General features: G+C 70.6%; 11 protein-coding genes and 1 riboswitch. Of the genes, 3 read left to right on the forward strand and 8 right to left on the reverse strand.

The window, feature by feature from the left end; all coding sequences use genetic code 11:
• Nucleotides 1-121 precede the first annotated feature (121 nt).
• The gene (locus tag ACFVWD_RS32050) at nt 122-649 is read right to left on the reverse strand and encodes a hypothetical protein (protein WP_389601152.1); all 528 of its coding nucleotides are present in this window, start codon (nt 647-649) and stop codon (nt 122-124) included.
• Between the two features lie 564 nt (nt 650-1,213).
• Here ACFVWD_RS32050 and ACFVWD_RS32055 point away from each other — a divergent pair.
• Nucleotides 1,214-2,107: a DMT family transporter gene (locus ACFVWD_RS32055; protein ID WP_389601154.1), complete on the forward strand. Its 894-nt coding sequence runs from the start codon at nt 1,214-1,216 to the stop codon at nt 2,105-2,107.
• Between the two features lie 27 nt (nt 2,108-2,134).
• On the opposite strand, the gene ACFVWD_RS32060 is transcribed toward ACFVWD_RS32055, so the two are convergent.
• From ACFVWD_RS32060 to ACFVWD_RS32085, 6 genes are all read right to left on the reverse strand, one after another.
• Nucleotides 2,135-2,668, reverse strand: coding sequence for a GNAT family N-acetyltransferase (locus ACFVWD_RS32060; protein ID WP_389601155.1), 534 nt, complete (start codon nt 2,666-2,668; stop codon nt 2,135-2,137).
• 80 nt (nt 2,669-2,748) lie between these two features.
• The gene (locus ACFVWD_RS32065) at nt 2,749-3,489 is read right to left on the reverse strand and encodes an FAD binding domain-containing protein (protein ID WP_389601157.1); all 741 of its coding nucleotides are present in this window, start codon (nt 3,487-3,489) and stop codon (nt 2,749-2,751) included.
• Nucleotides 3,490-3,632: 143 nt separating this feature from the next.
• Nucleotides 3,633-4,619, reverse strand: a complete 987-nt coding sequence (gene meaB, locus ACFVWD_RS32070) for a methylmalonyl Co-A mutase-associated GTPase MeaB (RefSeq protein WP_168505106.1) — start codon at nt 4,617-4,619, stop codon at nt 3,633-3,635.
• A 5-nt stretch (nt 4,620-4,624) separates the two neighbouring features.
• Entirely contained in the window at nt 4,625-6,799 is a 2,175-nt protein-coding gene (scpA, locus tag ACFVWD_RS32075) for a methylmalonyl-CoA mutase (RefSeq protein ID WP_389601236.1), read from the reverse strand.
• An 8-nt stretch (nt 6,800-6,807) separates the two neighbouring features.
• Entirely contained in the window at nt 6,808-8,613 is a 1,806-nt protein-coding gene (locus ACFVWD_RS32080; RefSeq protein ID WP_389601158.1) for a methylmalonyl-CoA mutase family protein, read from the reverse strand.
• Between the two features lie 173 nt (nt 8,614-8,786).
• Entirely contained in the window at nt 8,787-9,590 is an 804-nt protein-coding gene (locus ACFVWD_RS32085) for an ABC transporter ATP-binding protein (RefSeq protein ID WP_389601238.1), read from the reverse strand.
• Between the two features lie 190 nt (nt 9,591-9,780).
• Nucleotides 9,781-9,965, reverse strand: a riboswitch (cobalamin riboswitch).
• 79 nt (nt 9,966-10,044) lie between these two features.
• Between ACFVWD_RS32085 and ACFVWD_RS32090 the strand changes: the two genes are divergently transcribed.
• Nucleotides 10,045-11,220: a cytochrome P450 gene (locus tag ACFVWD_RS32090; RefSeq protein WP_389601160.1), complete on the forward strand. Its 1,176-nt coding sequence runs from the start codon at nt 10,045-10,047 to the stop codon at nt 11,218-11,220.
• Here ACFVWD_RS32090 and ACFVWD_RS32095 read toward each other — a convergent pair whose 3' ends face one another.
• Nucleotides 11,221-12,321 carry an acyltransferase family protein gene (locus tag ACFVWD_RS32095; protein WP_389601162.1) on the reverse strand — a complete coding sequence of 367 codons (1,101 nt, stop codon included), beginning with the start codon at nt 12,319-12,321 and terminating at the stop codon, nt 11,221-11,223. It lies immediately after the preceding gene.
• 114 nt (nt 12,322-12,435) lie between these two features.
• Between ACFVWD_RS32095 and ACFVWD_RS32100 the strand changes: the two genes are divergently transcribed.
• Nucleotides 12,436-12,585 (forward strand): hypothetical protein, encoded by a 150-nt coding sequence (locus tag ACFVWD_RS32100; protein ID WP_168505094.1) that lies wholly within the window; start codon nt 12,436-12,438, stop codon nt 12,583-12,585.
• Nucleotides 12,586-12,606 lie beyond the last annotated feature (21 nt).

Genomic DNA, 12,606 nt, shown 5'->3' on the forward strand with positions numbered 1-12,606 from the left:
GACCCCGACATGCCGGTGGCGGCCGACCCGCGCGCAGCGCGAACCGTCCGCCACCGGGGACCAGGTGGCCCCGCGGATGCCCCGTACCGGAGCTCGATCCGACGTGGTCACCGGTCTGCCGTCAGGAGCAGAGCACGCGGGTCCCGGGTGTGTAGACCGGACCACCGTTGGAGTTGGCGCTGTCGCTGAACTCGGCGTAGAAGTACGAGTAGAAGCCGATGTTGCCGTTGCAGCCGGAGTCGGCGGCGATCTGCAGCGTCAGGGTGACGGTCCGGCTCTGACCGGGCGGGATGGTCGCGCCGTAGTTGGCGCCGAGGTTGGCGGGGCCGGTACCGGAACAGGGGGCGCTGCCGGCGGCTGTGGTCAGACTGCAACCGGTGAAGCTGTACTTCAGGTCGGGGCGCTGCGTGGTCAGCCACGTGGGGTCGATCGTCTGGTAGATGAACCAGACGTCGTACGTCCTGTTGTTGGTGATCGTCATCGACAGGTTCACCGTGCCGCCCGGGTGGGTGGTGGCGCTGTCGGTCGTGAACGTCAGGTCGGCCGGAGCCGGGTCGGCCGCGCTCGCGCTGGGGGCCAGACCGAAGACGGCGAGGACAAGGGCGAAGACGGCGGTGAGACCGAGGCGTCTCATCAGAGTGGATCGCATGGCCCGGGAGGCTAGGCAGACCGCGAGCGCACCGTCTGCCCCAACTGGCACGCCTGGAGGGGCAGTCGGCCGGAAGTGTACGTCTCGTGAAACTGATGTGATCGGCCCATCACGCAACGCGATCACCCGCATCCGCCCATGACACCGAAGGTGCGGCCGGACGGCCCGGGCGGTCCTTCGCCACCGTACGGTTTCACAAGGTGACGGAGCGCTATTGGCCAGTACCACCCGCGCCGGAGACGGCGGGACCGTGCCGACCGTTCGTGCGGCTGCGACCTTCTCGGCCAACCCGTGATTTCCGGCCGCGGGGCGGACCGCGTCGAGCCCATGGCGGCCATGGCGGCCATGGCACGGCAGGGCGTCGCCGGTCGGCGTGAGCGAGATGTCTGGCCCACGGGTCGGACTGGTCACCGGCGCCGGCGGCGACGGCCTTGTCCGAGGTCCGGGCATCGGTACATGGGTGTGCCGAGGGGCGGACTCCGTGGTGCCGCGGGAGCATGGGAATGACGCGTGCGCCTCGGTTGGTGCCCGTGGGAGGAGCGGGAGAGGAGGAGGGGCGAGCCGGTGGCGTTGGTGTTCTCCGTCGTCTTCGCGGTGCTGGCCGCGGTCAGCAACGCGACCGCCACTGTCCTCCAGCGCCGCGCGGCACAGGACGTGCCGTTGTCCGAGGGTTTCCACGCCAGGCTGCTCATCGAGCTGCTGCACCGGCCGGTGTGGCTGGGCGGGATGGCCGCGGTCATGGCCGCGGCATGCTTCCAGGCGCTGGCGCTGGTCAACGGCGCACTGTCCGTCGTACAGCCGATCTTCGTCCTGGAACTACCGTTCGCGCTGCTCATCGGCGGTCTGGTGCTACGGCGGCGGGTGACCCGGCGCGGTTGGATCGCCGTGGTGTGCATCGCCGTCGGGCTGGGTACCGTGCTGGCCGCGGCCGCCCCCTCGGTCGGGACCGACCGGCCCAGCACGGGCGGGTGGATCCTGGCCATCGTGTGCTGCGTCGGCGTCATCGTGGCAGCCGTCGGTGTCGCGCTGCGGCTCCCCGCCGGACGCGCACGCGCGGCCTGTTTCGGCGCCTCGGCGGCCATCGGCTACGCACTCACCGCGGCCCTGATCAAGGACGCCACGCACGCCTGGGAGACGGGCGGTGCCACCGGGTTCTTCCTGGCCTGGCAGACCTACGCCTTCGCCGCCACCGGCGTGTGCGCGCTGTTCCTCCTGCAGAACGCCGTCCAGTCAGGGCCCCTCGTGGCCTCCCAACCCGCCCTCACGCTTGGTGACGCCCTGGTCAGCCTCGTCCTGGGCGTCACCTTGTACGCGGAGCGGGTGCGCACCGGCTGGTGGCTGATCCCCGAGGCCGTCGGGGCCGCCCTGATCCTGTACGGCGCGATCCTGCTGGCCCGGATCCCGCTCACCCAGGTGCTCGTCGCACCGCCGGCCGCGCCGGACCGCACCAGGGCATGAACCGCGGGAATCGACGACTCGGCGGGTTCAGGCCTGGAACTCGGTGAGATCGATGGCGTGAACGAACAGTGGATGGCCGTACACCGGGTGCGTCGTCTCGCGCTCCAGCGTCATACCGAGCTTGCGGATGACGTTCTCGGACGCGTCGTCCCCCGCTCGGGTGATGCTGATGACGCGGTCGAGGCCACGGTCCTGGAGAGCGAACTCCAACGTGGCATGGGCGGCTTCGGAGGCGTACCCCTGACCCCAGAACGGTGAGCCGAGCCGCCAGCTGATGGCGACGGCGGGCAGTACCTCCGGCAGGAACTCGGGCACGGACAGGCCCACGAAGCCGGCCAGTTCGCCGGAGGCCAGCAGTTCGACGGCGAAGAGGCCGAATCCCTCCTCGTCCCATTCCTCTTCCCACTGTTCGATGGCCTCTGCCGTGTCGTCCAGGTCGCAAACGGAGCCGTCGTCGATCCAGTGCATGACGCGGGGGTCGGCATTGATGTCCGCCATCGGCACGAGGTCGTCGTCGGACCAGCGGCGGAGGAGGAGGCGGGGCGTGTGGATCTCGGTCATGGCGCCCATCCTGCCCGACGGGTGACCTCGGGCCGACGGCGGCAGCGCCAGGACCGTGCTGTCGGTGTTCGGGAGGGCCCTCAACTGCCGGTGGGACGGGACAAGAGGTCGGTGACCAGTTCGTGGACCGCGTCCCAGGCTGTGGAGTGCAGCGCGCCGACGGCCGTGCGACGCAGGTCGTCGAGGACCTGTTCGACGTCGGTGTCCACGTCGGAACCGGCGTCGTACTCGATCATCTCGGTGAGTACGTCGTACCCGTCGCGGACGGCTACTCGCAGGCGCGTTCCTCCGGTGTCGGCGCCGTGCAGAGCGGCGGCCACGACCAGCGGCGGTGGACCCCCCGCTTCGCCGGCCGCCTTGCGATACGCGCTGGTGATCGGAGCGCGCCAGCGGAGGCCGAGCAGCAGGTGGCCCTTGGCCAGTACCTCGGACAGGTCGGTCTCGTAGACGCTGTCCGGTTCCAGGACCACCGCGCGGGCTTCCAGGACGAGTGCGGCGGGCAGCAGGCAGCGCAGGGTGCTCCCGACGATGTTGCCGCCGACGGTGGCCGTCCGGCGCACGGCTCCGGTTCCCACGGTGGCGGCCGCCCGGCGCAGTGCTTCGGGCACGCGGTCGTCGATCCGGTTCAGTATCACGGCCCCGCCCAGCGTCTCGCGGCCGATCACATTGGCCTCCGGCAGGTCGCGCAGCGACATCGCCTGCTCGGGGAAGCCGTCCCGCTGCCAGGTGGCCCACACCAGGGTCGCGCCCCCTATGGGCACCGCCCCCTCGGCCATGCAGTCCTGTGCTTCGGAAACGGACGTGGGCAGACGCAAGAGCACGGCAGCCGACCTGCTTTCGGGGGAATGGGCGGCCGAGTACGCACTACCTCAGCCATATGACCGTCGACATGGCGCATTTTCCCCCAGCACGCAGGGGCGCGTACAGGGCTCACGGCATCACCCGATGCGCCCTCGCCCACGGTTCAGCCGCGCTCGCCGCCGAACACCCGCAGGATGCGCTCGGCGGCCAGCGTGGCCGTCAACTCCCCGTCCCGCACCTGCTGTTCGAGGCCCGGGGCGAGGGCGCGTACGGCCGTGTCGGCGTGCAGGCGGCCGAGGAGTTCGTCGCGGACCATCGTCCACGTCCAGTCCACCTGCTGGTCGCGGCGCTTGGCGGCGAGGCGGCCGGTGGAGGCGAGGAGCGTGCGGTGCTGTTCGAGGCGCTCCCAGACCGTGTCCAGGCCGGTCGACTCACGGGCGCTGCAGCTCAGTACCGGCGGGGTCCAGGCGGCGTCGGCGGGATGCATCAGCCGCAGCGCGCCCGCCAGCTCCCGTGCCGCGCCCCGGGCGTCCCGCTCGTGCGGTCCGTCCGCCTTGTTGACCGCGATGACGTCCGCCAGTTCCAGGACGCCCTTCTTGATGCCCTGCAGTTGGTCGCCGGTGCGGGCCAGAGTCAGGAGCAGGAAGGAGTCGACCATGTTCGCGACGGCGGTCTCGGACTGGCCGACGCCGACCGTTTCCACCAGGACCACGTCGTAGCCGGCCGCCTCCATCACCACGATCGACTCGCGGGTCGCCTTGGCGACCCCGCCGAGCGTGCCCGCGGTGGGGGAGGGGCGTACGAAGGCCGCCGGGTCGACGGCCAGGCGTTCCATGCGCGTCTTGTCGCCCAGGATCGAACCGCCGGTCCGGCTGGAGGACGGGTCGACGGCAAGCACCGCGACCCGGTACCCGAGCGAGGTGAGCAGCGTGCCGAACGCGTCGATGAACGTCGACTTGCCCACACCGGGTACGCCGCTGATCCCGATCCGCCGCGCCTTCCCACTGTGCGGCAGCAGCTCGGTCAGCAACTCCTGTGCCAGAGCGCGGTGTTGGGGCTTCGTCGACTCCACGAGCGTGATGGCGCGTGCCACCAGCGCCCGCTTCCCGTCGAGTACGCCCTTCACATAGGTGCCGAGGTCGATCGCCATGGGGGTCAGAGGTCGTGGCCGAGGTCGGCGGACAGCCGCTGCACCAGGTCGTACGCCGCGTCCGGGATCACCGTCCCGGGCGGGAAGACGGCCGCCGCACCCATCTCCAGGAGCGTGGGCACGTCCTGCGGCGGAATCACCCCGCCGACCACGATCATGATGTCCTCCCGGCCCTCCTCCGCGAGCTGCTCCTTCAACGCCGGTACGAGGGTGAGGTGTCCGGCGGCCAGCGAGGACACCCCGACGATGTGCACGTCCGCCTCGACGGCCTGGCGTGCCACCTCGCCCGGGGTCTGGAACAGCGGGCCGACGTCGACGTCGAAGCCGAGGTCGGCGAAGGCGGTGGCGATCACCTTCTGGCCGCGGTCGTGCCCGTCCTGGCCCATCTTGGCGACCAGGATGCGGGGCCGACGGCCCTCGGCCTCCTCGAAGGAGGACACCAGGGTGCGGGTGCGTTCGACGGACGGCGACTCGCCGGCTTCGGTGCGGTACACACCCGAGATCGTACGGATCTGGCTCGAATGCCGCCCGTACACCTTCTCCAGCGCGTCGGAGATCTCACCGACGGTGGCCTTCGCGCGGGCCGCGTTCACCGCCAACTCCAGGAGATTGCCGGTTCCTTCGGCGGCCCGCGTCAGGGCGTGCAGCGCGTCCTGGCAGACCTGTTCGTCGCGCTCCGCGCGCAGCCGCCGCAGCTTCTCGATCTGCTGGGTGCGTACGGAGGAGTTGTCGACCTTGAGGACGTCGATCTGCTCGTCGGTCTCCACCCGGTACTTGTTCACGCCGATGACCGGCTGGCGTCCTGAGTCGATCCGGGCCTGGGTGCGGGCCGCGGCCTCCTCCACCCTCAGCTTCGGGATACCGGCGTCGATGGCCTGCGCCATGCCGCCCGCCGCCTCGACCTCCTCGATGTGCTGCCAGGCCCGGCGCGCGAGGTCGTACGTCAGCTTCTCGACGTACGCGCTGCCGCCCCACGGGTCGATCGCCCGGGTCGTGCCCGACTCCTGCTGGATGAGGAGCTGTGTGTTGCGGGCGATGCGCGCCGAGAAGTCGGTGGGCAGGGCGAGCGCCTCGTCGAGGGCGTTGGTGTGCAGCGACTGGGTGTGGCCCTGCGTCGCCGCCATCGCCTCCACACACGTACGCGTCACGTTGTTGAACACGTCCTGCGCGGTCAGTGACCAGCCGGAGGTCTGCGAATGGGTGCGCAGGGAAAGGGACTTGGCGTTCTGCGGGTCGAACTGCCTGACCAGCTTCGCCCACAGCAGCCGGGCGGCCCGCATCTTGGCGATCTCCATGAAGAAGTTCATGCCGATCGCCCAGAAGAAGGAGAGCCGGGGCGCGAACGCGTCCACGTCCATCCCCGCCGCCCGTCCCGCCCGGATGTACTCCACCCCGTCGGCCAGCGTGTACGCCAGCTCCAGGTCGGCCGTCGCACCAGCCTCCTGGATGTGGTAGCCGGAGATGGAGATGGAGTTGTAGCGCGGCATCCGCTGCGAGGTGAAGGCGAAGATGTCGGAGATGATCCGCATCGACGGCTTCGGCGGATAGATGTAGGTGTTGCGGACCATGAACTCCTTGAGGATGTCGTTCTGGATGGTCCCGGCCAACTTCTCGGGCGGTACGCCTTGTTCCTCCGCCGCCACGATGTAAAGCGCGAGCACCGGCAGCACGGCGCCGTTCATCGTCATCGACACGGTCATCTTGTCCAGCGGGATGCCGTCGAAGAGCTGCCGCATGTCGTAGATCGAGTCGATCGCCACGCCCGCCATGCCGACGTCACCGGTCACCCGCGGGTGGTCGCTGTCGTAGCCGCGGTGGGTGGGCAGGTCGAAGGCGACGGACAGGCCCTTCTGTCCGGCCGCGAGATTCCGCCGGTAGAAGGCGTTGGACTCCTCGGCCGTGGAGAAGCCCGCGTACTGACGGATCGTCCAGGGCTGGTTGACGTACATCGTCGGGTACGGGCCGCGCAGATACGGGGCGATGCCCGGGTAGGTGCCGAGGAAGTCCAGGCCCTCCAGGTCCTGCCCGGTGTACAGCGGCTCGACCGCGATGCCCTCCGGGGTCTCCCACAGGAGATCGGCCCCGCCCGTGGCCTTCTTGACGGCGCCGCGCCACTCGTCGCTCCCGCCGTCGGCCTTCGGGACCCCCAGCCCGATCCCGGAGAAGTCGGGGATTCCCATCGCTGCCATCAGGACACTCCCATACGGTCGAGGGTGGCGGAGAGCACGGCGACGGCGTCGCACCCCGCGAAGACATAGGCATCGACATCCGGATACTGCCCGGGACGGCCCGCGAGGAACACATGCCCGGCGCCCGTCGCCTTCAGCGCCCCGGCGACCTCCGCGGCCCGCTCCTCGTACAGCGTGTCGCTGGAGCACAGACAGACCTCGGTGGCACCGCTGTCCTCGAAGGCGCCCTCGGTGACGGGCTCGATGCCACCCGCCTGGAACAGGTTCGAGGCGAAGGTGAGGCGGGCGGTGTGCGCGGCGGCCGGGCCGAGGGCGGCCAGGAAGATCCGCGGCCGGGAACCGGTCGCCGCCAGGTGGGCGTCGGAGCGGGCCCGCAGCGCTTCGAACGCCTCGTCGCGCCGCACCCGCGGCAGCCCGCCGGACGGCGGAACGGGGGCGGCTGCGCGTTCTACGAGGCGCTCGGCGAGGTTCGGGAACTCGCTGACCCCGGTGACGGGTTCGCGCCGCTTGGCGAGCTTCGCGCTGCGCGCCTCCCAGGTGTGGGCGAGGTCCTGGCCGAGCCGGCCGGAGCGCAGGGCCGCCGCCTGGCCACCCTCCCCCTCGATCCGCTGGAAGAACTCCCAGCCCGCGTGGGCGAGTTCGTCCGTGAGCCGCTCCACGTACCAGGAGCCGCCCGCCGGATCGATCACCCGGGACAGATGTGACTCCTCGACCAGGATCGTCGAGGTGTTGCGGGCGATCCGCCGGGCGAACGCGTCCGGCAGGCCGAGCGCGTGGTCGAAGGGCAGCACGGTGACGGCGTCGGCGCCGCCCACCCCGGCGGCCAGCGTGGCGACCGTCGTGCGCAGCATGTTCACCCACGGGTCGCGGCGGGACATCATCACCGGCGAGGTCACCGCGTGCTGCACCTGCCCGGCCGGGGCCCCGCAGACCTCGGTCACCCGCGCCCAGAGCCGGCGCGCCGCCCGCAACTTGGCGATGGTCAGGAACTGGTCGGCGGTGGCCGCGTACCGGAACTCCAGCTGCCCACAGGACTGTTCGACACTCAGCCCGGCCTCGGTCAACTGCCGCAGATAGGCGACACCGGTCGCCAGCGAGGCGCCCAGCTCCTGCGCGGCCGAGCCGCCGGCCTCGTGGTACGGCAGCGCGTCCACGGTCAGCGCCCGCAGCCCCGGGTACTCCTCGGCGCACAGCCCCGCGAGAGCGGCGACGGGCGCGAAGTCGAACCCGCCGTCTCCGGTACGGGCCTCGTGGCCCAGCGGGTCGGCTCCCAGGTTGCCGCGCGCCGCCTCCTTGGCGACCCCGCGCTCCTGGTAGAGCCGTAGCAACTCGCGTGCGGCGGGCTCGACTTCACGTCCCGCGTCGAGGACGACGGGCGCCAGATCGAGATAGACGCCGTCGAGGACGCGGTCGAGCGAGGACACCGCGATGCCGCCCGCACCGGCGACCAGCCAGAGCGAGGTGACGCCGTTCTCCAGGTCCGCGAGGACTGCCGCCCCGTCGGCGGCCGTGTGCTGCTGGCGTACGTCCCAGCCGCCGAGGGTGTTGCCCTCGGGGCGCCCGCCCCGTACGAAGGGAGCGAAACCGGGCAGGCCGGGATCGGGCGCGGAGTCGTCCGCGGTGTACAGGGGCCGGGCGCGAAGCCCGTCCTCCAGCGTGGTGGACAGGGCGTCTTCCGCTGCTGCGCCCGAGACTTCCTTGCCCGACTTTCGCAGGACGCCTTCAACCAGGCGTTGCCACTGCTCATGGGTCGCGTCAGGGAACTCGGCGGCCAGCGAGAGCCCGTCGTCAGGCAGGACCGTCATGCTCGGATGTTAGGCCAGATCCGCAGGTGAGCAGCAGAGGACGCGGCTGTGACCTTGACCTCCCAGGGGTGGTCTTGATCAACAGGCCGTGTTCGTACTACGGCATCACATGGATCGCGGACAGTGCCGGGTGCCGTGGAGCGAGGAGGACGACCTGCGCTGCCCTGATGGTCTCAGCGGCCGGGGAGTGTTCCCGGAAACCGTACGTGGGGGCGGTCGCCCGTGCCTTCGCTCGTGACCGTGACGGTGGCTCGTACGCCGTAGACGTCGGCGATCAGGGCCTCGGTGAGCGTCTTCGCCGGGGTGCCGCAGGCGACGACCCGGCCCTGCCCGAGGACGACGATCCGGTCGCAGTACATGGCCGCGAGGTTGAGGTCGTGCAGGGCGGCAACGCTGGTGACGCGAAGTTCCGCGATCAGGGCCAGCAGGTCGAGCTGCTGCTGGATGTCGAGGTGGTTGGTGGGTTCGTCGAGAAGGAGTTCGCGTGGTTCCTGGGCGAGCGCGCGGGCGATCTGGACGCGCCGGCGTTCGCCGCCCGAGAGCGTGTGCCAGGAGCGGTCGGCCTTGTCGGTCAGGTCCGTACGCTCCAGCGCGGTGCGAACGGCCCTCTCATCGGCCGGAGTCGAGGGCGACCAGGCGCGTCGGTGAGGGATGCGGCCAAGACGTACGACGTCGAGCACGGTCAGGTCGTCCAGGGTGTCGACCTGCTGTTCGACGACGGCGACGCGCCGGGCGACGGCCCGGCGGCCGAGGTCGCCGAGCGGATGCCCGTCGAGGGTGACGACGCCGGAGGCGGGAGTGAGGACACCTGCGAGCAGACGCAGCAGGGTGGACTTGCCGGAGCCGTTGGGGCCGAGCAGACCCGTGATGGATCCAGGAAGGGACGTCAGATCGACGCCGCCCAGGATCAGCCGCCCGGCGACGGTGCGGGAGACACGGTCGGCACCGAGCGCGGCCCGCTTCGGCGCGGAGGCGATCGCGACCTTCCGGCCGCAGTTGTCGAGCGACACCGCAGCGGTGGATTTCGGCGACTTGCTCCCGTCGGCGGACGAGCCGCCGCCACAAGCGGTCAGCAACAGGGCCCCGGACAGGAGCAGGGCACAGCGGCGGGCTGGGCGCGCAACGGGCACGGGACATCCTCTGGCGCCGAGGGCCCAGGCGCGGGGCCCGTTCGTACGGTCCGCCAGCAGCTCTTCGGACTCGGGATCGCCCGGACGAGGCGCCTTCCCGGACTCCGGTCACGTAAGACCGCCGTCCAGTGGCTTCGTGTTGCCCCGGCCCGTCACCCTTACCGCTGCGCGTCAGCTCCGGATTCACACCGGATTCCCTTGACTGGCCTCGGTAAATTATCGCGCCCCCATCGGCCTCGCCTTCAGCACGATTGTTAGCCTTGGCTGTGATCCAATTCCCCGTGCCCGGCCAAGGCTTGCGATGAGCGCCGTCGGCTCCTTCCCGCTCGGTGCCGCGACCACGCTCGCCGAACTCGCCGCGGATCCGCATCCGCGACTGGCCCGGCTCCGTGCGCATGAGCCCGTTTCCTGGCTGCCCGAGCTGGACGGCTGGCTGGTGACCCGTCGCGATCTCGCGCTGAGCGTGATGCGGGACCCCGTGACCTTCACCGTCGACGACCCCCGGTTCTCCACCGCACAGGTCGTCGGCCCGAGCATGCTGTCCCTGGACGGTGACGAGCACGCACGCCACCGTGAGCCCTTCTCCGCTCCCTTCCGGCCCAGGGAAGTACGCGACGGCTTCGCCTCGTTCATCGAGCGGGAGACCGACCGGCTCATCACCGCGCTGGAACCGGCGGGCGCCGTCGAACTGCGACGTGCCTTCGCCGGCCCGCTCGCCGTCGCCGTCGTGACCGAGGCGCTCGGACTGGTCGGCACCACCGCGGACACGGTGCTCTCCTGGTACGACTCCATCGTGCGGTCGGTCTCGGACATCACCGCCGGACACGAGGCGGCACCCGCGGGCGCCGAGGCGTACGCGCGGCTACGGGCCGCTGTCGAAGCCACCGTCGCCGATGGGGGCGCGACTTCGCTCCTGGGCGCCGCCGCCGAGCGGCTGGCGCTGCCAGAAGTGGCGTCCAACGCCGCGGTGCTGATGTTCGGAGGGATAGAGACCACCGAGGCGATGATCACCAACGCGCTGCTGCACCTGCTGCGACACCCCAGCCAACTCGCCCTTGTCCGCGACGACGTCGACCTGCTGGACGGCGCGATCGAGGAATCGCTGCGCCTCGAACCCGGAGCGGCGGTCGTGGACCGGTACGCCACCCGTGACACCGTCCTCGGCCCGGCCACGATCCGCCGGGGTGAACTGGTCACCGTCTCCCTGGCGGGCGCCAACCGCGATCCGGCCGTCTTCCCCGATCCCGATCGGTTCGACGTCCGCCGCGAGAACGCGCGTCTCCAGCTGGCCTTCGCGCACGGCCCGCACTACTGCCTCGCCGCGCACCTCGCCCGACTGGAGACCCGTATCGCCCTTCAGCGCCTGCTCGAACGTCTCCCCGCCCTGCGCCTCGACCCGGCTCACCCGGCCACTCCGCACGGGCTGGTCTTCCGCAAGCCGCCCACCCTGCATGTCCTGTGGGACGGCCCCGCCTGATCAACGCGACACCAGGGTGCGTCGCAGGGATCTCATGAAGGGCCGCAGAAGCCATCGCCGGGCGGGTACCTCCACGTACTCGTAGAGGAGCCAGGCGAGTGCCAGGGACACCGCGAAGGCGGTGAGCGCGCCGATCGGCGACGGTTTGAACAGGTGCTGCCCCGCGCGCAGCACGAGCAGGTGGACCATGTAGAAGGCGAAGGAGAGTTCACCCAGTCGGACGAGGGCCGGATGTCGCCACAAGCTGGGAAGGCCGCGTACGTCGGCGAGGGCGGCCGCGGGGATCAGACAGGTGAAACCGACCAAGGTGCAGGCGACGCAGGCGTACGATCCGCCGACCTGGGAGACCAGGAAGTAGCCGATGATCGTCAGGGCCACCGACGCCTCCAGGCCGGGTCCGCGCCAGCGGCCGAGGAGTACGAGGCGGGCCACGGCGACTCCGAGGACGAACTCGGGCAGCCGGGCGGCGGGGAAGGAATACAGGGTGCGGCCGACACCCAGGTACAGGTCCGCCCGGGTCAGGATGAGCACGGTCAGGACGCTCGCGCCGGCGAGCGCGGTCGCGGTGAGGGCCCCGGCGTGCCGCAGCAGCAGGGCGAACGCGGGGAAGGTCGCGTAGAAGAACGCCTCGCACGCGAGGGACCAGCTGACGGGGTCGAGTGTCTGCCACCACGGGTGCCACCAGGAGTGGACGAGAAGCAGATTCGCCGCGCTGCCGGCCGGCTTGCCCATGCCCATGACGAACACCGCGATACAGGCCGTGACCAGGTGGACGGGGTAGAGACGGGCGAAGCGCCGGCGCCAGAAGGCCGTGGGGCGGTCGTCGGACCGCGCGGACCAGCCGAGGACGAAGCCGGAGAGCAGAAAGAAGAAGGAGACCCCGGTGGAGCCCGCCCCGAAGCCCCAGTCGGCGAAGTGACGGGCCTGCCCGTTGAAGTAGCCCAGATTGCGGGTGTGCAGGCAGAAGACGAGAAGGGCCGCCACCCAGCGCAGACCGGTGAGGGAGGGCAGTGGACCGGGATGGGTCACCTCGCGGTGGTGAGTCTTCGATCGGACCGGCGATTCGGATTGCTCCGGCTCGGCGAAGGAAGACTTGCTCACGATGGGACCGCCTGTGTTGGTCAAGGAGAGGTGCTCGCTGGGGGACTGGGGTGTTGAACTGGGCATGTTTGGGGTGGTTGTCGTCGACGCGTGTTCCCCGAGGAGCCGGTAAGTATGCGTGTCGAATTGCCGTTCGATCTGGTGATGGGCGTCGGTCGCTGCAATGCCGTGTCAAGGTGTGAACGCCTGGTCGGACGCTGGGTCACCCTCTATCTGACGGTGGACGGGACACCTTCGGGCCACGGGATGGCCGATGGACTGTGACACGCGCGGGGACCCGCGTCG

Origin of the sequence: Streptomyces sp. NPDC058086, from assembly GCF_042885015.1 — a bacterium.
Classification (GTDB): Bacteria; Actinomycetota; Actinomycetes; order Streptomycetales; family Streptomycetaceae; genus Streptomyces.

Bases quoted from the DNA above. Each gene is read 5' to 3' on its own strand.
- scpA (WP_389601236.1), bottom strand. From the start codon at position 6,799: ATGGGAATCCCCGACTTCTCCGGGATCGGGCTGGGGGTCCCGAAGGCC.
- meaB (WP_168505106.1), bottom strand. From the start codon at position 4,619: ATGGCGATCGACCTCGGCACCTATGTGAAGGGCGTACTCGACGGGAAG.
- ACFVWD_RS32090 (WP_389601160.1), top strand. From the start codon at position 10,045: ATGAGCGCCGTCGGCTCCTTCCCGCTCGGTGCCGCGACCACGCTCGCC.
- ACFVWD_RS32080 (WP_389601158.1), bottom strand. From the start codon at position 8,613: ATGACGGTCCTGCCTGACGACGGGCTCTCGCTGGCCGCCGAGTTCCCT.
- ACFVWD_RS32050 (WP_389601152.1), bottom strand. From the start codon at position 649: ATGCGATCCACTCTGATGAGACGCCTCGGTCTCACCGCCGTCTTCGCC.
- ACFVWD_RS32060 (WP_389601155.1), bottom strand. From the start codon at position 2,668: ATGACCGAGATCCACACGCCCCGCCTCCTCCTCCGCCGCTGGTCCGAC.
- ACFVWD_RS32100 (WP_168505094.1), top strand. From the start codon at position 12,436: ATGCGTGTCGAATTGCCGTTCGATCTGGTGATGGGCGTCGGTCGCTGC.